This window comes from Sphaerospermopsis sp. LEGE 08334 (assembly GCF_015207205.1).
In the GTDB taxonomy this organism is placed as follows: Bacteria; Cyanobacteriota; Cyanobacteriia; order Cyanobacteriales; family Nostocaceae; genus Sphaerospermopsis.
The window spans coordinates 63,296-87,101 of sequence record NZ_JADEXH010000022.1 but is presented as its reverse complement, the minus strand read 5'-3'; the positions used below and the strand labels follow the sequence as shown (position 1 = coordinate 87,101).

The window sequence follows — 23,806 nt, the reverse complement described above, 5'->3', positions numbered from 1 at the left end:
TTGTGAATTATGAGAAAACCTGATAATTGGGATAGCCTGATAAATTCATTTAGTAACTGTAGTTCTCCCTATGCGTACATAGTAGGTTATTATCTTTCCAGATTTGATAAAGGTGCTTATATCAAATTAGGTTTTGGAAATAAAGGGGAAACACATATGAGAATATCCTCTATATTTGAAATGAAAGATACTACATTTAAAAATTGTAGAGATAAATTTGATCCTTATCATAATAATCTTCGCAAAGGCTGGGATATGCCATTAACTGGTGTTGTAAAAGAAGTTTATAACGGATTTAAAGCATATTCTGAAAATGAATTATATCAGCTAGTGTGCAAAATTTTAAGTAATCCAAAACTAGATTTTCAATACTTTTTTGATTCTGATCAATTAACCAGTAGAATAGAGAATGTCACAATATTTCCTGATGAAGTAGTAGAAGTGCAAAATTTAAAAGAAGGATCTATTAGACAAGTAACAGTTAATGCTTATGAAAGAAATAATCAAGCTCGAAAAATATGTATTAAATACTATGGTACAAATTGTTATGTATGTGGGGTGAACTTTGAAAAAATTTATGGTGAAATTGGTCAAGGGTTTATTCATGTTCATCATTTAATTCCTTTATCTGAAATTAATCAAGAATACGAAGTTGATCCAATTCAAGATTTACGTCCAGTATGTCCTAATTGTCATGCCATGATACATCAAAAAAATCCACCATATACCATAGAACAAATTAAAAATATGCTTCAATAGCTGATATAGTCAATAAGAAGAGAGCGTTATCGCTAAATGTCTCATTCTCAAAAATAACCCCATCCTATAAATCCTTAAATCCTGGACATCCTGATTCAGACAATATGCTATAATCTACCTAATGATTTAAAAGTAAAATCAATGCTACAAATCAATAAAAACAAGGATGTGTAAAAAATGAAGGTGAAAAAGGAAGAACTTAAAGCCATGATTCTTCAATTTCCTGTAGAAGAAATTAATGAATTAATTGCAGAAATTAGAAAAGCATTGGAAATGAGAGAGTTTATGAAATTAGCAGAAACAGGATTTACAGAGTGGAATGATCCAGAAGAGGATATTTATAATGATGAAACCGAAGATTCATGAAATTTGGTTAGTTTCCTTTCCTTTTAGCGATTTAAGCAGTAATAAACTTAGACCGGCTTTAGTTATTGCTGTTCACAGAGAAGAAGTAATTATTTTGGGAATTTTCTCAAAAATACCTGATGGTGATTTAAGAGATACTTGGGTTTTAGTGTCTGAACAAGATGATGATTTTCAGGAAACAGGTCTGAAAAAAAGCTCAATAATTAGAAGTGATAAAATAGCAACTGTGAATCAATCGGTTTTTCAAAAAAATTAGGTTTTTTATCGCCGATGTTGCTAAAAAAAGTAAATTTAGCTTTAAAAATGGCTCTGAATTTAGGTGATTAAAAGTTCATTAGAATATCGCTTGCTTATCGTAAGTATCACTTAACCTTTCATCCTCTAAAATAACCCCATCCTGAAAATCCTCTAAATCATCAAAAACACCTTCAGAATCAATAACTAGAGGAGTATCTTTCAAACAACCTGAAGTTTCTTCAAAAAAATTAGCAGGCCAACCTTTTCCTTTGGGTTTATTTTCCTGTTGAGAATTATCACTAGGTTTAACAATAATAGTAACTGTTAAATCAGCATTACTAATATTTACAGGAATATCTAAATGTAATATTCCATCATTTCCAACATGAGAGTTTATAGTTATTGTTTCCATACAGATTACAAAAAGATAACTATATCATACAACAACACATTATACATCATATTTTGCATATTTTTCAAAATCTCTCAATTAAATCCTGTAAATTTTCAAATCCTGGACATCCTGATTCAGACAAAATGATATTATCAACTAAACCTCACCTAAAAATTTAACTTTCCATAATGTCCAGAAGAGATATCTACCATAATACCGTAAAAATCGCCTTACAAAAAGACGGTTGGACTATTACCCATGATCCCTTTCCTTTGCAAATAGGAAATAAACGATTATCTGCGGACTTAGGAGCAGAACGGTTAATTAGTGCAGAAAAAGGAACAGAAAAAATAGTTGTTGAAGTCAAAAGTTTTGTCAGTGCATCAGATGTTAAAGACTTAGAACAAGCATTAGGACAGTATATTTTATACAAACAAATCCTGAATGAAATTGGAGAACAGCGAGATTTATATTTAGCCATTTCCCAACCAGCTTATCAAAGTGTGTTTACAATAGAAATAGGACAGATTTTGATTAAAAATCAAATTATCAAACTAATCGTATTTAACGATATATCAGAGGAAATAATACAATGGATACAAAACTAAAATATCAAGACATTATCAAAAGAATATTAACAGAAAATGCCGAATATCGCGCATCCATACCCGATGGTTACACTTCCCAGGTATTATTTGATGATGAAAGAGGGCGCTATTTAGTATTAGATATGGGATGGAATAATGACAAATATCTTCATACAACCCCAATTCATATAGATATCATAGATCAAAAAATTTGGATTCAATATGACGATACAGAAGAAGGTATTGCTAATGAGTTAATTGCCGCAGGTGTTCCTAAAGAAGACATTATACTAGGATTTCGTCACCCTCGCATTAGACCATTTACAAATTTTGCTGTTAGTTAATGAATAAATCCTGTAAATCCTTAAATCCTGGACATCCTGATTCTAACAATATGCTATAATCACTAAATCAAAATATATCAAAAAACATCAATAATGAACACAAACATACACTTCCAAGCAAAAGTTAATCATCACAAATTAAAACTTTAACAGAAGAATTTGCCGGTAAACAATCCAGTTTTCACGTTGAGCAATTGAGCAGATTTTCTCTGGGTGTGCAAAATAATAACTTGAGATACAAATCCCAGACTTCTTGAAAAAGTCAGGGATCTGATGATAGTCGAAAGTTGTCCAGGAATTAACAGCAATCAACCAAACCAGTTAGAAGGTTGAAAACCTGGTTGAATTGTTTCACAAAGGTGTTGACTAATAAACTCTGCTTTTGCTTGCATGATTGAAAAAATCCCTTGGTGAATCAAGTTTTGTAGATGTAATTTTTGTTCTAAAGGATTACGGGATAACTTGTGATTGAAAAAACTCTCTTTGGGATTTTCAGCAAACCCTATTTGACTCTCAGAAACTCGACTATCAACACCCGGAAGACGATCAATTACAAAAGAAATTAGCTCTTGACGTAAATCAGGAATAGCAAAAACCTGTTGATAAGGTTGGTAGGGGTATGTATGCAAAACACTTTCAATTTCACTAATAACAGATTGCTGTGTTAACTTAACTACGGTTTTCATTTGTTCTTATCTCCTTTTCCATGCAAATAAATGATTGGTGCAACAAAACATTTATCTCAATACCAATTCGGTAATGATAAGCAGTGATCACCCTTTCCCACACCATACCCGACACCCCCAATTCAAGATTTAATCTTGGCAAAATATCAGAGGATTAAAAGTCCATGATATTTAGTTGTAATTTATACCTATTTAAAGATGTTATTTTCAAATAGGAATCCAGCTACTGCTTAATTACCGATGTTAGAGCTATACAAATATAATTATTTCATATTTACGCTATTTTGGTGAAAAACTACACAAAACGCAGCATAAACTATTAGGGATCAATTTTATTTACCTTTATTTACAAAAAATTTTGTTAATTATGCTTAACCTGAAAGTAAAGTTAAACTCACAATAAGATTTACATTACCTCTGATATTATTTCTATATGAAGCTGCTCCTAATTATGCCCCCGTCTGTGGGCTTAGTTTGTCTTTCCCCAGAATTATATTCTGAGGGAAGAATTAAAGTGTAATTTACATATTAAAAAAATCTTAAAAAGTCCACATCTTCCATAAATAGATGTTGCAGTTGCTGATCAATTTCAGCAGCAGCAGCTAATCCCGAAACCATTGCTCCTTCTACCAGATTTCCGCCACACCAATCACCACAACAAACCAAAGGTAATTCGGAATTTGCAGATAAACAAGCTACATCTAAAGGAGTACGAGGAAAAGCATAACGCCACCGATGTACTTGCATCCATTGAGGATTTTCTAACCAGGGAAGTGCTAAATTTGCTGCTGCTGTTTGCAACATATCATTAGCAACAGGTTGTAAATCTTGGGTTTCTAGATGTTGTTGAGCGAACTTGGCGCTACTTTGTAACACAAAATGCGGTGGTTGTGATTGGGAACGCTTGCTACTATCGAATCCAATCCATGCTAAATTAGCATGATCATTAAAAGTTAAAGCTTTCCAATGGGGTAAAGGTTGAGAGTTGGGGGAAAATCCCGCCATGACACTAATACAAGGGTAAAACTCAACAGAATGCAAACTATCCAAAAATTCAGCACCCAATAAATTTTTACCCAAAGGCGCTAATAAATCCTCAGCTTGGGGTGCAGGAATAGCAACTATTAAAGCCTTGGCGTTTAATTGTTCATTATTGTCTAAAGTAAGACACCAAGCATTTTCTTTGGTAAGATTAATCTTGATCACACGCTGATTAAATAAAATCTCTAAACCAGGAGTGAGAAATTTAGCAATACTGCTCATTCCCTCTGGTGCAACATAATGTGGACTAAAGTTTGCTGGTTGAGATATACCCTCTGCGGTTGAAAATTCATAAACCGTATCTGTCCAAACTTTCAGAACTTGCCGTTTTTGCAACAATTCCACAAAATTACTCAATAATTTACCCTTGGGTTTGAGATAACAAGCACCATGATCTGCCCAAGTTCCCTGCAAACGGCGAGTAGCAACTCTTCCCCCCACACCACGGGATTTTTCCACCACTAAAACCCCATAACCAGCTTGACGTAAGCGTTGGGCGCAAACTAAACCAGATATACCCGCACCAATAACCGCAATATCAGTAATATGAGAATTTGACATATTTCACAATTCAACCTTGACAATAACTATTAAAAGCTAATAGTAGAATAGGGTACAGACCAGCAGCACGGAAGGGAGGATGGGAAATTGGATGAACTAAGGGCGGTACTAGAGTTAGCCACCGAAGAAGAACTACAAGACTTAACAGCTATTCTGTTTAGTCGCAAATTTAATCCCCTAGATTATGTTCACACACCCGAACCCATCGAAGTGCAAAGCCAAGATCGTCAAGCTTGGTTAAATGCAATAGAAGACCGCTTTCGCTTTTTAGCGGCTGATGGGATCACGGTATTACGGGGACGCACTGATCAAGTAACTTACCGACAAGCATTAATTCAAGTATGTAAATATTTGAAAATTACTTATTATGAGGATTTAGCAACTGTTGATTTAGAAGCAGAGGTATTTTTGCATCTTTTAGGAAAGGTGTGGAAAAAGCTGCCAAAACAAGAACAGCAAAAAATTGCCACTAAAATACAACATCAGTTATTATCATCAGAGGTGCAAAAACCATTACCTCTGTCATTACAAAAAGATCCTTTAGGATTAATTTTCAAAGGTGGTAGTGCTTTAGCTGTAACTTCTGTGATTCAGCCTTATGTACTTCAACAAATTGCCCGTCAATTTGCTATTCATTTAGCTACCTATCAAGTAGCCAAAGAAACTGCAATTACAGGTACACAAGTAGCCAGCAAACAATTTCAAAGCTATGTCACAGCACAAATGGCGCGAAGGGGAATGACTGTAAGTGCAGCCCGATATAGTGCAGTTCGCAGTGTTTTTGCTGTTGTCGGACCAATGATGTGGGCTTGGTTTTTTGCTGATTTAGGTTGGAGAGCGATCGCTACTAACTATGGTCGCATTATTCCTACTATTTTTACCCTCGCGCAAATTCGTCTCACCCGTGCAGAATGTTGGGAGTTAGCTTGAACAAGGCTTTTTATCATCCTGATTCTAGTTTGCAACCTGCGTGGAACAGTCTTCAATTTGGGTTGCTGGTTTTCCCAATTAATCCATTTTTGGGGGCTGTAACTATTTTTTTGGCAGCATTAATAACTTGGGCGAAAAAATACCGCACCATTAGCCAAAAACCCCTGCACAAAGGATTTGCAATTTTAAGTTTATTGTTGTTGATAACTACCGGGTTTGCCTCTCATAAATTAGAGGCTTTCCTGGGTTTATTCAACTTATTACCTTATTTTTTTGTATTTGCCGGATTAACATCCTTAATTCAAACAACCGCCCAATTACGGCGAATATCTTGGATTATGGTATGTGGTTCTTTACCTGTGGTAATTATCGGTTTTGGACAATTATTTTTAGGTTGGAGTTTTAAAATACAATTTCTTTGGGTGTTAATAGATTTGACAATTTCCCCTGGAGGAGATCCACCCGGACGCATGGCTTCTGTGTTCATGCACGCCAATACTTTAGCCGCTTATTTAGTGACAATTTTTATTTTAGGTTTGGGTTTATGGTTAGAAAACTATCAACAAATCAAACAAAAACTCAAACAAAAAATCACAACTAATTACCGTCCCATTATTTTCTTAACAATAACAGTAATTGCTAATTTCCTAGCTTTGATTTTAACCAATTCTAGAAATGCTTGGGGAATAGCGATTATTACCTGTTTAGCTTATGCTTTATATCAAGGTTGGCGGTTAATTGTTGCTGGGTTTCTGGGTATTATAACTAGCATATTGTTAGCAGCTTTTGCACCAGGAGCGATCGCTCAATTTTTCCGCCGTTTCGTTCCTTATTTTATCTGGGCGCGGTTAAATGATCAAATGTACCCTGATCGGCCAGTAGCATTAATGCGAAAAACCCAATGGGAATTTGCTTGGAATTTAACACAACAACATCCCTTTACAGGTTCGGGTTTACGCAGTTTTAGCGGACTTTATAAAACCAAAATGCAGATAGACTTAGGTCATCCTCACAACTTATTTTTAATGTTATCAGCAGAAACTGGTTTAATTACAACTTTGTTATTTTGTGGGTTACTAATTTTGATTTTAATTACTGCTAGTAAAACTCTATGGACATCAAAATATTTAGAACCAGAAAACAAAATCATCTTTTTTAGTTATCTACTTACTTTTATCGGTTGGATAATATTTAATACAGTCGATGTCACAACATTTGATTTACGATTAAGTACATTATTTTGGGTATTTTTAGCTGCCCTGTGTGGTGTATGTTATCAGCATCAGTCACGTCATCATACCAATTCTATGTGAGGTTGCGCTATATTTCCGTAGGGGCAATTCATAAATTGTCCCTACCATGTATAATTTGTTGTAATTTGAAAACAATCGTTACAATACTTAATTTAATCGTGTAAATTTTAGCACCAGAAGTAATAGCAGCATTAAAAGCAGAAAATGATCATAGTTTTCTTGAATTAAAAGGTGAAAAATTTGCAGTAGAACACGCAGGAACACCAGGAATATTCTTAGTAGATAACACAGGGAAAATCTCAATTAACTTCCTAGCCGATGCGGGTAGTTATCGTAAGGTGTGTTTGATGTGGAATTGAATTTAATAGGTTTATCATCAGGACAACAAAACCTGATGATTAAAGCTGTTGATTTAGCAGGAAATAGCACAGAAACGACTCAAGTTGTGGTGATTACGCAATCAACACCAGACACAACAGCACCATCAATTACTGCTAGTCTTAATAATGATACAGGCATCAACACCGATGGTATCACTTTCGATTCTACAATCAAAGGAACTGTTACAGATGCCAGTGAAATCACAAAATTCCAAGCCAAGTTAAATTCTGGCAACTTTGTAGATGTTTTATCTAAGTTGCAAAATGGTAGTTTCACATTAGATAAAGATACACTGACAGCAATTAACGGTGGAAATCTGCCAGATGGAAATTATCAACTAACACTCAAAGCAGAAGATAAATTTGGTAATATTTCTAATGAATTAAAATTAGATTTTACCCTGGATACTACAGCACCAGAAACACCTGGGTTCATGTTAGATACCTTATTTGATACACCGTTAACTTTAGGTAATATCGTCAGTAGCAGAATTGATAAGCCTGGGGAAATTGATGAGTATACCTTTACAGGTACAGCCGGACAACGCTTGTACTATGATGCTTTAATTGATAAAACACCTGATAATACGACCTTCGTCTTTCCCTCCATTTTTGCTCGGTTAATTAGTCCCAGTGGGAAAATGCAAACTGCATTCGGCAATGGAAATGCAGATGGCGATCGCTTTTTGGGAGATGTGGAGGTGCGATCGCTTTTTGGGAAATGTGGAAGGTGCGATCGCTGTTTAGGGGATGTGGAGGGGCGATCGCTTTTTTGGGGATGTGAGAGGGCGATCGCTTTTAGGATGTGAGAGGTGCGATCGCTTTTAGGATGTGAGAGGTGCGATCGCTTTTAGGATGTGAGAGGTGCGATCGCTTTTAGGATGTGAGAGGTGCGATCGCTGTTTAGGGGATGTGGAGGGGCGATCGCTGTTTAGGGGATGTGGAGGGGCGATCGCTTTTTTGGGGATGTGAGAGGGCGATCGCTTTTAGGATGTGAGAGGTGCGATCGCTTTTAGGATGTGAGAGGTGCGATCGCTTTTAGGATGTGAGAGGTGCGATCGCTGTTTAAGTATGATAAAATTACTAGACACCATCAAACCCTTTTTCTCCTCTCAATTTCCTATCAAAAGTCGCCGTTATAGTACAACCAAATTGTTGAGCAACTGCACCAATTAAATAATCAGAAAAATCTGCATTTCCCTGTTGAAAACGCCGCAATCCTTGATAAATAACTGAACGATTCTCCCACTCAAAAACAGCACATTGCAACATCATCTCTACAGTATTACTAATTTCTTGTTTAGTAAAATTATAAGGATTACCACGCAAAACCCAGATTAACTCACAAATAACAACATTAGCAATAAAACATTGTTCTCCACTGTGTATAATCTCAACAGCTTTTTCCCATTGTTTTTCATCATCTTTTGTGAGGTAACGTACTAAAATATTTGTATCAACTCCAATCACTTGCACCCTCACTAATTGTTTGTTCCATTTCTTCTAAAGTGGCGGATTTCATCCCTTTTCTGTGCAAAATCCCAGATAATTTTCCGACAGGTATATTCAGGGGAATAAGTTTAACTATGCCATTTTCATCAATCACAAAATCAACTTTACTTCCTGTATCCAAATTCAGATAATCTCTGATTTCTTTAGGTATAGTTACTTGTCCTTTGGTGGTAATTGTGGCACTGGTCATGACTTCAACTCCTTACTTGAGTTCCTTACTTTAAGAATAACACAATCTAATCTTGCGATCGCTTTTTGGGAATGGGAGGATGAGCGATCGCTGTTTGGGATGTGAGAGGGCGATCGCTTTTTGGGGATGTGGAAGGTGCGATCGCTGTTTGGGGATATGCGATCACTTATCTACCATCAATGATTTTTAGGGGTTTAGCAATGCTAACACCTTGAATTTTTGGTAAAAATAGGTTTATAATTGACTATATGTAATTATCTTCAAAAACAAAATAATGCTAACTACATACACTGCCAAATATACAAAAGTTAATAGCGGCTATATGGGACAACTGATTGAATGGCAAGAAGTTATTACTGAAGGAGAAACCTTAGAAGAATGTAGAGTTATGTTACAAGATGCTCTCAAAGAAATGATCATTGCTTATCGTCAACAAAATAAAGAAATTCCCACAGGAAGCTCTTTACTTGAACAAATTCCAGTAGAAGTTTGATTATGTCAGTAAAACGAAAAGATTTAATTAAATATTTAGAAGAAAACGGATATTATTTATTACGGGAAGGTGGAAATCATTCGATTTATACTAATGATCTAAAAACTATTCCTGTCAAAAGACATCGCAGCATTGATCGCATTACAGCAAATGCAATTTGTAAACAAGCAGATTTATTACCTAAGTTTTAAATAGTACCGTATCTCTCATGGGATGCTTTGCTATTCAGATAATAGTAGGTATCGCCTTTAGAGATCGCTTTTTGGGGATGTGAGAGGGCGATAGCGCCAGCGCTGCTGCAAGCAGTTCGCTTTTTTGGGGATGTGAGAGGGCGATCATATTTTTAGAGTATAATATAACAATGTTGATATCTATAACAGAGAACAAAAATGATATCTATTAATCTAGATCGAGAAACGGAAACCTACCTAGCAGAAATCATTACTCAAGAGAATACCACCTCGGAAGAACTGATAAAAAAACTCATTTATCAACATTGGCAAACCATAAAACCCCGTCAAACCCTAGCTCAAAGACGAGGAAAACATCCAGAGAACCTATTACAAAATGCTGATCCTGAATTATCATTACGAGAAAATCGTAAACAAGCTATTGCAGAACATATTCAAAACCGTCACAAAAATATTATCAATGAATGATTATCCTCCTATTATTCTTACTGATAGTAGTATTTTATTTGCCTACTACAGCTTGCAAGATAATTATCATAAATCTGTTTGCAACTTTTTTGAACAATGTTCAAGTGAACTGATTACCACTATTCCCTGCGTGACTGAAGTAATGTATCTTTTAAGTGAAGATTATCGGACACAAAATGAATTTCTCAACGATTTAGCTCAAAAACTTTATCGTTGTATTCCCCTAATCCCAGAAGATTTTACTCGCATTAAAGAACTTAATCAACAGTATGCAGACTTACCAGGTGATTTTGCTGACTTGTCATTAATTACTATCTCTGAACGACTCAACATTTCGTCCATCATTACATTAGATAGTGATTTTGATATTTACCGTCGTTATCGAAAACAACCTTTTAAAAGAGTATATTTAGATTTACAACGTTAGAGAATGATCGCTTTTTGGTGATGTGGGAGGGCGATAGCGCCAGCGCTGCTGCAAGCAGTTCGCTTTTTGGGATGTGGAGGGGCGATCGCCTTTTTTGAGAATGAGAGGAGGTGCGATCGCCTTTCTGTTGTTTTGGGTAGTGCGTTAGCGGTAGCTTACCGTAGGTATCGCTAACTACTTCAAAACATTTAACTCCAGAAAATGTTGTTTAATAATGTGTCAATATCACGATCAAACTGCCATAAATCAGGAAACTCATACTGTGGATAATCTTCTCGGACTTCCTTAAGTACATCTTGCCAAATTTCGTCAAAAATTTCCGGCAAATAATTTTTAAGACTAGGTGACTTTGCTAAACGTCGTTTAATTTGCTTGCGTTGTTCTCTAATAGTTCTTTCCCAACCATTATAATCATTTGTTAAGGGAACATATAACCGCTTCAAAATATGTGATAATAATACATCCAAACGACTTTCCAATTCATCTCGATAAGATCGCCCCAAATCCTCAATCTCCTCTATTAAATTCTCAATATCCACATTGTCAAAGTCCCTAGCTTTTAATTTAGCTATAGTCTCTTGAGTCCAATGTAAATAATCAGATTCATATAAGGATTTTTTGGCAATTACTTGAGTCATTGATTTGTAACTCCTTCAATAAATCCAATATTATATTAACATCATTGCTGATCACATAGCTATGGGGAGACGGAAAGCGATCGCGTATCCCTGACGGGACTCGTAGAATTAGCCCAGCAATTTCTCATCAAAAGTAATCTTCCTCCTAAAGCCTCTGATGATGCTTTGCATATTGCCTTAGCCACTGTTTATCAAGTAGATTATTTGTTAACATGGAACTGTAAACATATTGCTAACGCACAAATCCAGAAAAAACTTTCACAAATTAGTATGCAATCTGGATATCAACTACCAACGATTTGTACACCTTATGAACTTATGGGATATTAACTATGTGGAAAGATGAAGTATTAGAAGAAATTTACAAAATTCGAGAAGAACACGCTAAATCTTTTAATTATGATTTGCACGAAATTTGTAAAGATTTAAAGAAAAAACAGGTAGCTAAAAACAGAAAAATGATTACTCAACCTCTCATCAAATTGCCATCCTAAACTTCGCAGTACCCTACAACAATTATCAATTAACTAATGCGTAGCGAATCGCACCAAAGGTATCGCTTTTTGAGGATGTGGGAGAGCGTAGCGAAGCGCACCGAAGGTATCGCTTTTAGGAATGTAGGGGAGGGCGATAGCGAAGCGCGACCTAGGAATCGCTGCTATAATACAAACAGTTACTCTTTTTTGGAAAAAACACTATGGAATTAGTCACCTTAAATCAATCAGGATATCTGCAAATCCCTGAAATTATTAGACAACAGTTAGGTTTAAATAATGAATCAAAACTATCATTAGAAGTTCAAGACGGAAAACTAATTTTAAAACCCATCAAAGAAGAACCATCACTTTACTATGAAGGTCATGTATTAGTCTCGGATGTAGAATTATTAGCAGATGCTAATTCTATAATTGAAAAACTCAAAAATGAAAGAATGAATCAAGTAATTTCATGGTAAAAATATTATTTGATACATCAGTTTTAGTTGCGGCTATTTTAGTTAAACATCCTCAGCATTTTCCTTGTTGGTCATGGCTAGAAAAGGTGAAAACCTCACAAATTGAAGGATTTATAATCACTCATACCTTAGCCGAATTATTCTCAGTTATATCTTCTTTTCCTTCTCAACCTCGTTTTTCACCTCAAATCACTCAGAGGCTTATTCAGGAAAATATCAAAGAATTTCAGATTATTTCTTTAACTGAATATGATTATTATCAAGCTATAGAAAATATGGTCAATTTAGGGTTTACGGGAGGAGCAATTTATGATAGTTTAATCGCTTATTCTGCTCTAAAAATAAAAGTGGATAAAATCTTAACTCTTAATGGGAAACATTTTCTCCGTCTGGGCGATTCCATTGCTGAGTTAGTAGAAGTTCCATCATAGAAATAGCTGGTTTAAACTCAAAATTCACAATATCTAGCTTAGTAAATTATAGAGATTGATCGCTTTTAGGAGATGTGGGAAGTGCAATCGCTTTTTGGGGATGTGGGAGTGCGATAGCGAAGCGCTCCGTAGAAATCGCTTTTAGGGGTGTGGGGGCGATAGCGCAAGCGCTGCTGCAAGCAGTTCGTTTTTTAGGGGTGTGGGAGGGCGATAGCGCAAGCGCTGCTGCAAGCAGTTCGCTTTTTGGGGATGTGGAAGGGCGATCGCGGTAAGATTATGGTATATTACCCTTTCCGTGTTTAAAGGAGGTTTTTATAAATTCAACATGGTGAAATCAAAAATTTACATTGAAACCAGTATTCCTAGCTTTTACTATGAAGTTCGGACTGAACCGGATATGATAGCGCGTAAAGAATGGACTCGTTTTTGATGGAATATATAGCCATCCTAAATCTTTCATGAGAAATTGCGTAGTTCAAGGAAGATATTTTTAATACCCTATAAAATTTTGTTTGGTGGTTTAAGTGCTATATTTAGCGTAATTCATGGACAAGGATAATGAATAATGATTACTCTTGATGATTCCGTACTGCAAAAAATTCGAGAAATTCGCCATCAAATTTCTCAAAATAATCAGCATGATCCACATAAATTAATTAAGTATTACCTAGAATTACAGCAACAATACAAAAATAAAAAATCTCAATTAAGCACTCAGTAATTTTATGATTGTTTAGTGCGTAGCGAAGCGCACAGAAGGTATCGCTTTTTGGGGAATGTGGAGAATCGAGAACTAATCATCTCTATTTCCACGAGTTAAATAACGGACTTCCTCCAATAAAATATTAAATCGCTGATCGCTTTCAGCTTGTCTTTGTTTGATCAATTCCATTTCACGCTGATTTTGAGCAGCTACTTGTAGCAATGCTTGAGCCGTTACTCTCAACCCATCTATGCTATCTTTAACTTCAGTTATACTTTCCCTAACTTCAGTTATACTTTCTCGCAACTCAGTCACACTGGAAGCCAAATCATCAAGCATTTCATCATTCCACCGTTGTACAGTCATAGTATGTTCTTAATATTGCAATTAAACTAATATTCTAATTATACCAAAGATATCGCTTGTTTGGGGATGTGAAAGGTGCGATCGCTTTTTAGAATGAGAAGGGGAAGGTGCGAACATGTTAGGGAGGCGAAGGGGAAAACGGCGATCGCGTCTCTTAGGGTGCAGGTATCTCTAACTGACGACAAATTCTAAGAGCTGTAAACTCAACAATTTCTCTATGACGAGGAATCGCTGTACGACGACCGTTAAGAGGGTTTTCCCAAATAGAATGTTCGCTTCCTTCTCTCAATAAATAACAACCATTTTGACTGAGGTGACGTAACAAATCTCGACGTTTCATTAAGCCACCAAACGAGGAACAACCTGAACATGATTTGCTGCTGATAAAATCAAATAAATTGGTTCTTCTAAATCCGCTTCGGGTTCCGTTGATTGTTCATTTGGCAACGGTAAAGATTCTCCCTTCAATAAATAAACCTCTGCCATATCAACTAATGCACTCGCCAAAGAGCGACGTACTATAGATAAATCTTCTCCCCAAGAAATCGCTCCAGGAAAGTCTAATACTTCCCCATGAACTCCGTTGTCTAAAAACTTATACATTGCCTTATAGGTAAGCATGATTTATGTATCCTAGAGCAATAAACAACTCTCCCATTATAAGACACAGGCAATCGTGATGGCTATTTTTAGAATGAGAAGAGAGGCGATCGCTTTTTGGGGATGTGGGAGGGCGTAGCGCATCGAATCTTGTATTTAGCCATTCCGGTAGATGTTTATAATGAGTTTTTTAGTCGAAGATTTATTCAGAGAATAATTACTGAGTATGAACTAAAATTACTAATTTTTAACCCAGAACAAGAGGAGATTTTGATATGGAGAGACTAAATTATAAAGAAATAGTCCAAAAAATTCTGGAAAATCATGTACAAAATAGCTTCCATAGTCAGACAGAAGTTAAATTAATATTTGATACAGAGCGTGATAGATAGTCGTAGATATCGCACCAATCAGTAAAATGGGTATATCCGTAATTAAAACCTTATGCCTACAACAGCTGATTTTCTCCAATACACCCAATGGTCAGGAATTGCTACCATAGCATTTGCAGTCCTGACAATTTTGGCATTTATCCTCAAATGGGGTCTACGCTTTCGGCTGGTGGGTACAACCGGCTTTATGATCGTGTTAACCGCAGGTTTATTTTCCCTGTCTTTAGTACCTCTGAGTCGGACAGTCATTCCCGGTGCTGTTAAATACACCCTAGTTTATGATAACGGTTCTAACCAGGCGGTAATTGCCACAACACCAGAAATTACCCCAGAAGAATTAGAAGCAACTTTACGCCAAGCTGCCAGTAACCTTTATTCCTATGGGCGCTTAGGTGCTGGCGGAAACAACCAACTGACAATTCGCGCCCGTACCATTATCCACCCAGAACCAGGAATATCTATACCAGTTTACTTGGGTAAGGTACAACGAACCCTAGCAAGTCGTCAAGATCCTGAAATGGCGGTAGAAGTTTACTTGGATAAATTTGCACAATTGCCAGAAGCTAAAGCTTAAAATGCTGATTGGTAATGGGTAATTGGTAATGGGTAATTGGATGACTAATAACCCAATGCCCAACCAATACCCACTTGCCCAAATTTTTTGTGACTTACAATACAATAAAGATTAATTTTATATTAAGATATTAAAACTTAGGAATTTTCCCTATTAGTAATAGCTTTCTGTGGATGTCGCCACCAGAAGCCAAAATCATTAGTCTGATTGTATGAAGAATATCAAGTTTTGACATATTATTTATGATACCTAATCAATCTTTTACTCCAGCCTTGTCTACTCAAACCGCTAGTACATTATTGACATTGACCATCGCTCCGGCTAAAGTCATTCGGGGTGGGGGTGTACTCCCTTCCGCAGTGGTGGAAATTGCCCGTTTGGGAACTCGTCCTTTAATTGTCGCCGGAAATCGCACTCTCTCTATTTTTCAAGAAAGTTTACAGCCGATTTTCCAAGCTGAAAATTTAGATACGGTTGCTAGTTCTTATGGTGCAGATTGCTGTGAAGCTAGTTTAAAGGCTTTACGCAAAGCTGCAAAGGAACATAAAGCAGATATCATTATTGGTGTAGGTGGTGGTAAGGCTTTAGATACGGCTAAGTTAGTCGGCCATCAATTAAGTTTACCTGTTGTCACAATTCCGACTTCGGCGGCTACCTGTGCAGCGTGGACAGCTTTATCTAATGTATATTCTGAATCAGGGGCGTTTTTGTATGATGTGGGTTTATCCCGTTGTCCTGATTTGCTGATTTTGGATTATGATTTGATTCAAACTGCACCTCAAAGGACATTAGTTGCAGGTATTGGAGATGCGATCGCCAAATGGTACGAAGCGTCAGTAAGTAGTGGACATTTACAAGACACTTTAATCATTGCCGCAGTCCAACAAGCAAGGGTTTTAAGAGATATTTTACTGCAAAAATCCGCCGCAGCTTTACAATCTCCTGGTAGTGAAGTATGGCGAGAAGTTGTAGATGCAACCGTATTATTAGCCGGTGTCATTGGTGGTTTAGGGGGCGCACAATGTCGCACAGTGGCCGCCCACGCAGTACATAATGGTTTAACCCATATCTGCGGACATGGTAGCATTCACGGCGAAAAAGTAGCTTATGGAATTTTGGTACAGTTGCGATTAGAAGAAATGTTGCAAAGTAACCAACTTGCAGACGCAGCGAGACAGCAATTATTAAAGTTTTATGCAGAGATTGGATTACCCAAAACATTAGCAGATTTGGGATTAGGAAATATTACCTTAACTGAATTGCAAACGTCCGCAGAAATTGCTTTAGCACCAAATTCTGATATTCACAGATTGCCTTTTTCTGTAGCTTTAGAACAATTGATGGCCGCAATGGTTTCTACCACTGCACCAAATCAATTAAAAGTTAAAAATTAAAAATTAAAAATGGGTAATTGGTAATGGGTAATAGGTGATTGGTAATTGGTAAAATTTTCATCTGTTCCCTGTTCCCTGTTCCCTGTTCCCTATTCCCTACTTTGAGGTTTTTAGAATGAGTTTAAGTTGGATTACTCCCGCAGAGAGAATACAGAAATTACCGCCTTATGTTTTTGCTAGATTGGATGAACTCAAAGCAAAAGCAAGAGAACAAGGTTTAGATTTGATTGATTTGGGAATGGGAAACCCCGATGGTGCAACACCTCAACCGGTGATAGAAGCAGCGATGAAAGCTTTACAAAATCCTGCTAATCATGGTTATCCACCCTTTGAAGGTACTGCTAATTTTCGCAAGGCAATTACTAAATGGTACAATCGCCGTTACAATGTGGTTTTAGATCCTGATAGTGAAGCTTTGCCTTTGTTGGGTTCTAAGGAAGGTTTAGGACATTTGGCGATCGCCTATATTAATCCTGGTGATATTGTATTAGTACCATCGCCATCTTACCCGGTTCATTTTCGTGGTCCAATTATTGCCGGCGGAGTAATTCATAGTATTACTTTAAAGGAAGAAAATAACTGGTTAATTGATTTAAGTTCTATTCCTGAAGAAGTAGCAAGAAAAGCGAAAATTCTTTATTTCAATTATCCCAGTAATCCCACAGGTGCAACCGCCCCCCGTGAATTTTTTGAGGAAATTGTGGCTTTTGCAAGAAAGTATGAAATTCTCTTAGTGCATGATTTATGTTATGCAGAATTAGCATTTGATGGTTATCAACCTACAAGTTTATTAGAAATTCCTGGTGCAAAAGATATTGGTGTGGAATTTCACACCTTATCTAAAACCTATAACATGGCAGGTTGGCGAGTGGGTTTTGTCGTGGGAAATCGTCATGTAATTCAAGGTTTAAGAACCTTAAAAACTAACTTAGATTATGGCATTTTTTCCGCCTTACAAACAGCAGCAGAAACCGCGTTAGAATTACCAGATACCTATTTACAAGAAGTGCAAACTCGTTACCGCACCCGTCGAGATTTCTTAATAGATGGTTTAGGAAAATTGGGTTGGAATGTTCCTAAAACCAAAGCAACTATGTATCTGTGGGTAAAATGTCCTGTAGGAATGGGTTCTACAGATTTCGCTTTAGATGTACTGCAAAAAACCGGGGTAGTTGTGACTCCTGGTAATGCTTTTGGTGCTGGTGGTGAAGGATATGTGAGAATTAGTTTAATTGCAGATTGCGATCGCTTGGGTGAAGCTTTACAAAGATTCAAAGAAGCAGGAATTTCTTATCAACAAGAAGCGGTAGTTTCTGTATAATCAACGTAGGGGTAGCGCCCCCGTGCCTACCCCTTGTTAATTAGGACTTACGCACGCACAAGTCACAAAAGAATGAACCACGAAGACACGAAGGACACAAAGGAAAGAGGGTTTTAGAGATATTTTGCGTAAGTCCTGTTAATGTTTAAACTCACCTTTTAAATATCATCAGGATTAACACCCAAAGACCTTAAATACGCTGCTAACTTCTCCTTTTGTTGTCGTTCTTGTTGGGCAATTTCTTCCGCTTGTTGTTGTGCTAATTTTGCTTGTTGGGCAATTTCTTCCGCTTCTAAACGGGCTTGTTTTTCAACAATAGCTCTTTCATCACCAGTTAACAACAAATTCCCCCCATCATCCCACCAACGTACCCAAGGTACACCGTCATCTTCTATTAAACCTAATTCCACACCCATAGGAGAAATTGGAAAATGTCCTCTTTCATTAGGTTGGATTTTTTGATAACTGCCATCTACTAAACGATAAACTTCTAGTAACGCTTTTCTCGCTTCAAAAATTGCGTAAAAAGGAATACGAATTGCTTGTTCATAAACCCAAAATTTCCCAGCTTTTTCCGTTGCACTGGGAGGGGTTTTATCTCTTTCTTCTTCCCCATTTCCTGACACAAACTCAATAGCAATTAATGGCGCTACAAATTCCTTCCATAACACATAAGACCGACGATAATCTCCATTTAGTTTTGGTGGTACATTAGGGACATAAAACCAATCTGGCGCTTCTGCACCTTTTTCTGGTGGATCTGTTAACCGCCAATAAATACCGCTATCCTGACCAATACAATAGTTACCATCAGGATGTATTTTTTGTAAAATTGGTTCAATGGAACTGGTTAAAACAATACTTTGGGGATGTTCCTGAAAATTTTTCACGAAATTTCCGTCTGAATCAGGTAGTTGTGTATGATCGGGTAATGTAAATTTAGGTGTATGAATATCTTGATTTGTGGGAGTAGTGGGGTTGATCACTGCTTGAGTGCTTTCCATAATAACTCCAGAATATACATTGAATTAATTTTAACATGAAAGTAGAAATTGATAATTGGTAAATGTAAGTTTTAATTGTCTGAATCAGGATATCCAGGATGTAAGGATTTTCAGGATGGGGAGTTATTTGTTATTGTTCAGATTTTAATTGTCTGAATCAGGATATCCAGGATGTAAGGATTTACAGGATGGGGAGTTATTTGTTATTGTTTAGATTTTAATTGTCTGAATCAAAATTTATGATGATTAATTATAAATGAATAGAATGTCATGTAGTGAATCTTAATAAAAGCAGATCATTAAAGATTAGATTTTCAGAATATCAATAACCAATTTATCAAATAATTTAAGAAAATAGACATTACAAAAATCCTGAAAATCCTCAAATCCTGGACATCCTGATTCAGACAAAATTTAATATTTGGTTTCACACAAATACGCAAAGACGCAAAGGAACACTAGAAATTAATCAATAACATCCTGTAAATCCTAAAATCCTGGACATCCTGATTCTGACAAAAACAATCTGCGTTTATCTGCGTTCATCTGCGTTTTCTATCCTGTTAATCCTAAAATCCCGGACATCCTAATTCAGATAGAAAAGCTATAATACAATATTAATAAACTTGCCCCCTGATATTATTACGAATTAATGATCACCCCCACAACCACACCCCCACACTTAATAATTGCCGGCTTTCATGCCTTATCTGAACCAATTAGAATTAAAGTCATAGAATTACTGCGTCAGCGTGAACTCTGTGTCTGTGATCTATGCGATGCTTTAGAAATAAGTCAATCAAAACTATCCTTTCACCTGAAAAACCTTAAAGAAGCAAATCTCGTTAATTCCCGTCAAGAAGGACGCTGGATTTATTATAGTCTCAACTTACCCCAATTCCAGCTATTAGAACAGTATTTAGCCGATATTCACCGTAATTCTGTGCTTTCTCCCCGTCGTTCTTGTTGTGAGTAAGCAAAACTGGTAAAACCTCTTCCCAGTTTTCAGTACCCAATCCATCAATTTTTTTTGATTAATTTTTGTGTATTATGCTATCTTGGTACTTGACATATCAATTTTTTTTGAAATGATGAATACAAAGATATATTATCAAGCAGACAGGTAAAGTCAGTGAAAACAACGGCACAAAGATTAGTCCTAGCGGTGGGAATGTTAGCATTAGCCAGCAGTTGTACCAGTACATCTGACACTTCCAGCAATATTCAGCAGTCACCACAAACTGCAACAGCCGCTACTTCCGGGACTGTATCAATCATTAAAATTGACGGTTCAAGTACAGTATATCCCATTACCCAGGCGATCGCCAAAGAATTTATAGCCAACACCAAAAACAACAGCCAAGTACAAGTAAACATTTCCGGTACTGGGGGAGGGTTTGAAAAATTCTGTGATGGGAAAACAGATATAAATAATGCCTCTCGACCAATTTCTCAAGCGGAGATGGCAATGTGTAATAAGAATGGCATCAAATACATAGAATTACCTATTGCCTTTGATGCCTTAACCATTGCCGTACATCCGCAAAATGACTGGGCAAAAGATATTACAGTAGCAGAACTGAAAAAAATATGGCAACCTGCGGCTGAAGGAAAAATTACCAAATGGAATCAAATACGTAGTTCCTGGCCAGATCGTCCCCTGAATTTATACGGTGCTGGTAAAAAATCTGGTACATTTGACTACTTCACAGAAGCCATAGTAGGTCAAGAAAAAGCCAGTCGCAATGACTACACAGCAAGCGAAGACGACGATGTTTTAGTAGAAAGCATCAATAAAGATCCCAACGCCTTGGGTTATTTTGGTTACGCATACTATGAAAAAAACCAAGACAAATTAAAAGTCGTAGCTGTTAATAACGGTAAAGGGGCAATTTTACCATCACAAGAAACAGTAGCAAAATCCAAATATCAACCACTATCTCGACCTTTATTTATATATGTGAATTTGTGGTCTAGTCAAAACCGAGGAGAGATTTATAAATTTGTAGATTTCTATTTACAAAAAGCACCAAAAATAGTTAATTCTGTAGGTTCTGTACCCTTATCAGAGGAAGCTTACAAAATTGACTATGTGCATTTACATAACGGTAAAGCCGGAACAGTATTTGCAGGTAAATCACAATTTGATTTAACCCTTGGGGAATTATTGCGTAAACAAAAGGAATTTTAACATGACAATTCGTGTAGGAATTAATGGTTTTGGACGCATGGGACGTTTAGCAGTTCGTGCTGCTTGGGATTGGAAAGAAATAGAATTTGTACATATAAATGAACTTAAAGGTGGTGCAGTAACAGCAGCGCATTTACTCAAATTTGATTCCGTACATGGACGCTGGGAAAAAGAAGTTGAAGCTGGAGAAAACCGAGTAGTTATTGATAGTAAACCCTTAACTTTTAGCGAATATTCCCAACCCGGAGAAGTTCCCTGGGAAGAATTTGGAGTTGATATTGTTTTGGAATGTTCAGGAAAATTTAGAAGTCCAGAAACACTTAACCCTTATTTTAAAAGAGGTGTACAAAAAGTCATTGTTGCTGCACCTGTAAAAGAGGGGGCGTTAAATATTGTCATGGGGGTAAATGATCACCTTTATGAATCTGAAAAACATCACCTTTTAACAGCTGCTTCTTGTACTACCAACTGTTTAGCCCCAGTAGTCAAAGTAATTCATGAAGGCTTAGGAATTAAGCATGGAATTATCACCACAATTCATGATAATACCAATACTCAAACTATAGTTGATGCCCCTCATAAAGATTTGCGTCGTGCCAGGGCAACAAATCTTTCATTAATTCCTACATCCACTGGTTCAGCTACAGCCATCGGTTTAATTTATCCAGAATTAAATGGTAAATTGAATGGTTTAGCTGTGCGTGTTCCTTTGTTAAATGCTTCCTTAACAGATTGTGTTTTTGAAGTTGTTAGACCAACAACAATAGCAGAAATTAATGGTTTATTGAAAGCGGCTTCCGAACAAGAACCATTAAAGGGAATTTTAGGTTACGAAGAACGTCCTTTAGTATCAATTGATTATAAAGATGATCCTCGTTCTTCCATTATTGATGCCCTTTCTACGATGGTTGTTGATGAAACTCAGGTGAAAATTCTGGCTTGGTATGATAATGAATGGGGTTATGCTAACCGGATGGCGGAATTAGCTAAAAAAGTGGCTTTAAGTTTGCAAAAATAATGGTTTTTAAAGGGTGGGTTTCCTACCCTAAATATTTTTTTCTCACGCAGAGACGCAGAGACGCAGAGAGACAAAGAAAATTAGAGATTTTAATCATGGCTTCTACTACTGGTTCGGGTGGAAATTTAAGAGATTATGCTTTAGTAACCCTGGCTTATTGGGGGTTTACTGTTACTGATGGTGCTTTGCGGATGTTGGTTTTATTGTATTTTAATAAAATCGGTTATACGCCTTTGCAAATTGCGTTTTTATTTCTGTTTTATGAAGTTTTTGGAATTGTTACTAATTTTTTGGGTGGTTGGATAGGTTCGCAATTTGGATTGAAAGTTACTCTTTATAGTGGTATCGGTTTACAGGTTTTTTCTTTGGTAATGTTGTCTTTTTTAAATCCTGAGTGGGTACAGTGGGTTGCGGTTTTTTATGTGATGGTAGCCCAGGCATTTTCAGGAATTGCTAAAGATTTAACTAAGATGAGTTCTAAAAGTGCTATCCGTTTGGTTGTTCCCCAAGATGCCCAGTCTTCTTTGTTTAAATGGGTGGCAGTTTTAACGGGTTCTAAAAATGCTTTAAAAGGCGTTGGTTTTTTTGTTGGTAGTGCTTTGTTATCTGTATTTGGTTTTGTCAATGCTTTGTTAATTATGGCTGGTGGACTATTTTTAATTATGTTCACTGGTTTATTATTACCCAAGGGAATGGGCAAAATTAAAAAGAAAGTTAAATTTAGTCAACTGTTTTCTAAAAGTCAGGAAATTAATATTTTATCTGCTGCCAGGTTCTTTTTATTTGGTTCGCGGGATGTGTGGTTTGTAGTGGGTTTACCTGTATTTTTACGTGAGATTTTAGGTTGGTCTTTTTATCAAGTGGGTGGGTTTTTGGCTTGTTGGGTAATTGGCTATGGAGTTGTGCAATTTTTAGCACCTAATTTACTGCAAAAATTCGGTTCTGGTCGTCCACCGGAATCTAAAACTATCCAATTTTGGACATTTACTTTAACTGCTGTTCCTTGTGCGATCGCCCTTGCTCTACAAATCAATTTACCTGCTAATATAGTTATTATTAGCGGACTACTTTTATTTGGTGTGGTATTTGCCTTTAATTCCGCAGTTCATTCTTACCTAGTTTTGGCATTTACTGATGATGATAAAGTAGCCTTAAACGTTGGTTTCTATTATATGGCTAACTCCGGTGGTCGTCTTGCTGGTACTGTATTATCTGGTTTAGTTTATCAGTTATTTGGTTTAGTCGGTTGTCTGTGGACATCCATGTTTTTTGTCTTAGCAGCAGCTTTAGTTTCTTTGAAGTTACCTAACCCCCAACCTAGTAAAAATATTGCTTGGAAAGGTGGAGATGGAGAATAGAATTTAGGTGACAGGTGACAGTTGACAGGTGACAGGTGACAG

35 protein-coding genes and 1 pseudogene are annotated in these 23,806 nt (G+C 36.6%); 26 read left to right on the top strand and 10 right to left on the bottom strand.

From position 1 onward, the window contains the following. The first annotated feature begins 9 nt into the window (after window positions 1-9). The 3 genes from IQ237_RS14045 (at window position 10) to IQ237_RS14035 (ending at window position 1,381) form a co-directional block, all read left to right on the top strand. Window positions 10-759 carry an HNH endonuclease gene (locus IQ237_RS14045; RefSeq protein WP_194056149.1) on the top strand — a complete coding sequence of 250 codons (750 nt, stop codon included), beginning with the start codon at window positions 10-12 and terminating at the stop codon, window positions 757-759. 177 nt (window positions 760-936) lie between these two features. After that, window positions 937-1,125, top strand: coding sequence for a hypothetical protein (locus IQ237_RS14040; RefSeq protein ID WP_194056140.1), 189 nt, complete (start codon window positions 937-939; stop codon window positions 1,123-1,125). Next, entirely contained in the window at window positions 1,103-1,381 is a 279-nt protein-coding gene (locus tag IQ237_RS14035) for a type II toxin-antitoxin system PemK/MazF family toxin (RefSeq protein ID WP_228020272.1), read from the top strand. Before IQ237_RS14040 ends, IQ237_RS14035 begins: the two co-directional genes overlap by 23 nt. A gap of 78 nt (window positions 1,382-1,459) precedes the next feature. Here the strand turns inward: IQ237_RS14035 and IQ237_RS14030 are convergent, their stop codons facing one another. After that, window positions 1,460-1,774 (bottom strand): hypothetical protein, encoded by a 315-nt coding sequence (locus tag IQ237_RS14030; RefSeq protein ID WP_228020271.1) that lies wholly within the window; start codon window positions 1,772-1,774, stop codon window positions 1,460-1,462. Window positions 1,775-1,944: 170 nt separating this feature from the next. Between IQ237_RS14030 and IQ237_RS14025 the strand changes: the two genes are divergently transcribed. After that, window positions 1,945-2,364, top strand: coding sequence for a XisH family protein (locus tag IQ237_RS14025; RefSeq protein ID WP_194056138.1), 420 nt, complete (start codon window positions 1,945-1,947; stop codon window positions 2,362-2,364). Next, window positions 2,349-2,687, top strand: coding sequence for a XisI protein (locus tag IQ237_RS14020; RefSeq protein WP_194056136.1), 339 nt, complete (start codon window positions 2,349-2,351; stop codon window positions 2,685-2,687). Before IQ237_RS14025 ends, IQ237_RS14020 begins: the two co-directional genes overlap by 16 nt. Before the next feature lie 308 nt (window positions 2,688-2,995). Here IQ237_RS14020 and IQ237_RS14015 read toward each other — a convergent pair whose 3' ends face one another. Next, the gene (locus IQ237_RS14015; RefSeq protein WP_194056134.1) at window positions 2,996-3,373 is read right to left on the bottom strand and encodes a hypothetical protein; all 378 of its coding nucleotides are present in this window, start codon (window positions 3,371-3,373) and stop codon (window positions 2,996-2,998) included. 528 nt (window positions 3,374-3,901) lie between these two features. After that, window positions 3,902-4,960 (bottom strand): FAD-dependent oxidoreductase, encoded by a 1,059-nt coding sequence (locus tag IQ237_RS14010; RefSeq protein WP_194056174.1) that lies wholly within the window; start codon window positions 4,958-4,960, stop codon window positions 3,902-3,904. Window positions 4,961-5,062: 102 nt separating this feature from the next. Between IQ237_RS14010 and IQ237_RS14005 the strand changes: the two genes are divergently transcribed. From IQ237_RS14005 to IQ237_RS13995, 3 genes are all read left to right on the top strand, one after another. Continuing rightward, a complete protein-coding gene (locus IQ237_RS14005; protein WP_194056132.1) occupies window positions 5,063-5,905 on the top strand; it encodes a YaaW family protein in 843 nt (280 codons plus the stop codon). Continuing rightward, the gene (locus IQ237_RS14000; protein WP_194056130.1) at window positions 5,887-7,218 is read left to right on the top strand and encodes an O-antigen ligase; all 1,332 of its coding nucleotides are present in this window, start codon (window positions 5,887-5,889) and stop codon (window positions 7,216-7,218) included. Before IQ237_RS14005 ends, IQ237_RS14000 begins: the two co-directional genes overlap by 19 nt. A gap of 289 nt (window positions 7,219-7,507) precedes the next feature. Beyond that, entirely contained in the window at window positions 7,508-8,347 is an 840-nt protein-coding gene (locus tag IQ237_RS13995) for an Ig-like domain-containing protein (protein ID WP_194056127.1), read from the top strand. 274 nt (window positions 8,348-8,621) lie between these two features. Here the strand turns inward: IQ237_RS13995 and IQ237_RS13990 are convergent, their stop codons facing one another. Beyond that, a complete protein-coding gene (locus IQ237_RS13990; protein WP_194056172.1) occupies window positions 8,622-9,008 on the bottom strand; it encodes a PIN domain-containing protein in 387 nt (128 codons plus the stop codon). Further along, on the bottom strand, window positions 8,995-9,240 hold the full coding sequence (locus tag IQ237_RS13985) for an AbrB/MazE/SpoVT family DNA-binding domain-containing protein (protein ID WP_194056125.1): 246 nt from the start codon (window positions 9,238-9,240) through the stop codon (window positions 8,995-8,997). The genes IQ237_RS13990 and IQ237_RS13985 overlap by 14 nt, the downstream gene beginning before the upstream one ends. A gap of 274 nt (window positions 9,241-9,514) precedes the next feature. Between IQ237_RS13985 and IQ237_RS13980 the strand changes: the two genes are divergently transcribed. The 4 genes from IQ237_RS13980 to IQ237_RS13965 all read left to right on the top strand — a co-directional run bounded on the left by IQ237_RS13980 (window position 9,515) and on the right by IQ237_RS13965 (window position 10,819). Then, window positions 9,515-9,733, top strand: coding sequence for a type II toxin-antitoxin system HicB family antitoxin (locus IQ237_RS13980; protein WP_194056123.1), 219 nt, complete (start codon window positions 9,515-9,517; stop codon window positions 9,731-9,733). 2 nt (window positions 9,734-9,735) lie between these two features. After that, entirely contained in the window at window positions 9,736-9,924 is a 189-nt protein-coding gene (locus IQ237_RS13975; protein ID WP_194056121.1) for a type II toxin-antitoxin system HicA family toxin, read from the top strand. Window positions 9,925-10,122: 198 nt separating this feature from the next. Continuing rightward, window positions 10,123-10,392, top strand: a complete 270-nt coding sequence (locus IQ237_RS13970) for a hypothetical protein (protein WP_194056119.1) — start codon at window positions 10,123-10,125, stop codon at window positions 10,390-10,392. After that, window positions 10,385-10,819, top strand: a complete 435-nt coding sequence (locus IQ237_RS13965; RefSeq protein WP_194056117.1) for a type II toxin-antitoxin system VapC family toxin — start codon at window positions 10,385-10,387, stop codon at window positions 10,817-10,819. Before IQ237_RS13970 ends, IQ237_RS13965 begins: the two co-directional genes overlap by 8 nt. Before the next feature lie 188 nt (window positions 10,820-11,007). Here the strand turns inward: IQ237_RS13965 and IQ237_RS13960 are convergent, their stop codons facing one another. Continuing rightward, entirely contained in the window at window positions 11,008-11,457 is a 450-nt protein-coding gene (locus IQ237_RS13960; RefSeq protein ID WP_194056115.1) for a DUF29 domain-containing protein, read from the bottom strand. 105 nt (window positions 11,458-11,562) lie between these two features. On the opposite strand from IQ237_RS13960, the pseudogene IQ237_RS27040 reads away from it, so the two are divergent. The 5 genes and pseudogenes from IQ237_RS27040 to IQ237_RS13940 all read left to right on the top strand — a co-directional run. After that, window positions 11,563-11,787: pseudogene (locus tag IQ237_RS27040) on the top strand (DNA-binding protein); the annotation flags it as partial. Between the two features lie 2 nt (window positions 11,788-11,789). Next, window positions 11,790-11,951 (top strand): hypothetical protein, encoded by a 162-nt coding sequence (locus IQ237_RS13955; protein WP_194056113.1) that lies wholly within the window; start codon window positions 11,790-11,792, stop codon window positions 11,949-11,951. Between the two features lie 203 nt (window positions 11,952-12,154). Beyond that, entirely contained in the window at window positions 12,155-12,412 is a 258-nt protein-coding gene (locus IQ237_RS13950; RefSeq protein ID WP_194056111.1) for an AbrB/MazE/SpoVT family DNA-binding domain-containing protein, read from the top strand. Further along, complete coding sequence (locus IQ237_RS13945; RefSeq protein ID WP_194056109.1) at window positions 12,406-12,843, top strand: PIN domain-containing protein; 438 nt, start codon at window positions 12,406-12,408, stop codon at window positions 12,841-12,843. The genes IQ237_RS13950 and IQ237_RS13945 overlap by 7 nt, the downstream gene beginning before the upstream one ends. 565 nt (window positions 12,844-13,408) lie before the next feature. Next, window positions 13,409-13,564 (top strand): hypothetical protein, encoded by a 156-nt coding sequence (locus tag IQ237_RS13940; RefSeq protein ID WP_194056101.1) that lies wholly within the window; start codon window positions 13,409-13,411, stop codon window positions 13,562-13,564. 72 nt (window positions 13,565-13,636) lie between these two features. On the opposite strand, the gene IQ237_RS13935 is transcribed toward IQ237_RS13940, so the two are convergent. From IQ237_RS13935 to IQ237_RS13925, 3 genes are all read right to left on the bottom strand, one after another. After that, window positions 13,637-13,912 (bottom strand): hypothetical protein, encoded by a 276-nt coding sequence (locus IQ237_RS13935; protein ID WP_137666287.1) that lies wholly within the window; start codon window positions 13,910-13,912, stop codon window positions 13,637-13,639. Window positions 13,913-14,066: 154 nt separating this feature from the next. Beyond that, window positions 14,067-14,252, bottom strand: coding sequence for a type II toxin-antitoxin system HicA family toxin (locus IQ237_RS13930; protein ID WP_194056099.1), 186 nt, complete (start codon window positions 14,250-14,252; stop codon window positions 14,067-14,069). Beyond that, window positions 14,252-14,533 carry a type II toxin-antitoxin system HicB family antitoxin gene (locus IQ237_RS13925; protein WP_194056097.1) on the bottom strand — a complete coding sequence of 94 codons (282 nt, stop codon included), beginning with the start codon at window positions 14,531-14,533 and terminating at the stop codon, window positions 14,252-14,254. Before IQ237_RS13925 ends, IQ237_RS13930 begins: the two co-directional genes overlap by 1 nt. Window positions 14,534-14,635: 102 nt before the next feature. On the opposite strand from IQ237_RS13925, the gene IQ237_RS13920 reads away from it, so the two are divergent. The 5 genes from IQ237_RS13920 to IQ237_RS13900 all read left to right on the top strand — a co-directional run bounded on the left by IQ237_RS13920 (window position 14,636) and on the right by IQ237_RS13900 (window position 18,193). Continuing rightward, the gene (locus IQ237_RS13920) at window positions 14,636-14,800 is read left to right on the top strand and encodes an element excision factor XisH family protein (RefSeq protein WP_228020276.1); all 165 of its coding nucleotides are present in this window, start codon (window positions 14,636-14,638) and stop codon (window positions 14,798-14,800) included. Next, window positions 14,788-14,904, top strand: coding sequence for a XisI protein (locus IQ237_RS13915; protein WP_228020259.1), 117 nt, complete (start codon window positions 14,788-14,790; stop codon window positions 14,902-14,904). The genes IQ237_RS13920 and IQ237_RS13915 overlap by 13 nt, the downstream gene beginning before the upstream one ends. Before the next feature lie 52 nt (window positions 14,905-14,956). Further along, window positions 14,957-15,478, top strand: a complete 522-nt coding sequence (locus IQ237_RS13910; protein ID WP_194056095.1) for a Ycf51 family protein — start codon at window positions 14,957-14,959, stop codon at window positions 15,476-15,478. Window positions 15,479-15,723: 245 nt separating this feature from the next. Next, complete coding sequence (locus tag IQ237_RS13905; protein ID WP_194056169.1) at window positions 15,724-16,872, top strand: iron-containing alcohol dehydrogenase family protein; 1,149 nt, start codon at window positions 15,724-15,726, stop codon at window positions 16,870-16,872. Window positions 16,873-16,987: 115 nt separating this feature from the next. Next, window positions 16,988-18,193 carry an aspartate aminotransferase gene (locus tag IQ237_RS13900; protein WP_194056093.1) on the top strand — a complete coding sequence of 402 codons (1,206 nt, stop codon included), beginning with the start codon at window positions 16,988-16,990 and terminating at the stop codon, window positions 18,191-18,193. Between the two features lie 158 nt (window positions 18,194-18,351). Here the strand turns inward: IQ237_RS13900 and IQ237_RS13895 are convergent, their stop codons facing one another. Further along, on the bottom strand, window positions 18,352-19,197 hold the full coding sequence (locus IQ237_RS13895; protein ID WP_194056091.1) for a Uma2 family endonuclease: 846 nt from the start codon (window positions 19,195-19,197) through the stop codon (window positions 18,352-18,354). A 652-nt stretch (window positions 19,198-19,849) separates the two neighbouring features. Here IQ237_RS13895 and IQ237_RS13890 point away from each other — a divergent pair. The 4 genes from IQ237_RS13890 to arsJ all read left to right on the top strand — a co-directional run bounded on the left by IQ237_RS13890 (window position 19,850) and on the right by arsJ (window position 23,764). After that, on the top strand, window positions 19,850-20,173 hold the full coding sequence (locus tag IQ237_RS13890) for a helix-turn-helix transcriptional regulator (protein ID WP_194056089.1): 324 nt from the start codon (window positions 19,850-19,852) through the stop codon (window positions 20,171-20,173). Between the two features lie 195 nt (window positions 20,174-20,368). After that, window positions 20,369-21,388: a PstS family phosphate ABC transporter substrate-binding protein gene (locus IQ237_RS13885; RefSeq protein ID WP_228020274.1), complete on the top strand. Its 1,020-nt coding sequence runs from the start codon at window positions 20,369-20,371 to the stop codon at window positions 21,386-21,388. Between the two features lies 1 nt (window position 21,389). Then, the gene (locus tag IQ237_RS13880; protein WP_194056085.1) at window positions 21,390-22,406 is read left to right on the top strand and encodes an ArsJ-associated glyceraldehyde-3-phosphate dehydrogenase; all 1,017 of its coding nucleotides are present in this window, start codon (window positions 21,390-21,392) and stop codon (window positions 22,404-22,406) included. Between the two features lie 95 nt (window positions 22,407-22,501). After that, window positions 22,502-23,764 carry an organoarsenical effux MFS transporter ArsJ gene (gene arsJ, locus IQ237_RS13875; protein ID WP_194056083.1) on the top strand — a complete coding sequence of 421 codons (1,263 nt, stop codon included), beginning with the start codon at window positions 22,502-22,504 and terminating at the stop codon, window positions 23,762-23,764. Window positions 23,765-23,806: the final 42 nt, after the last annotated feature.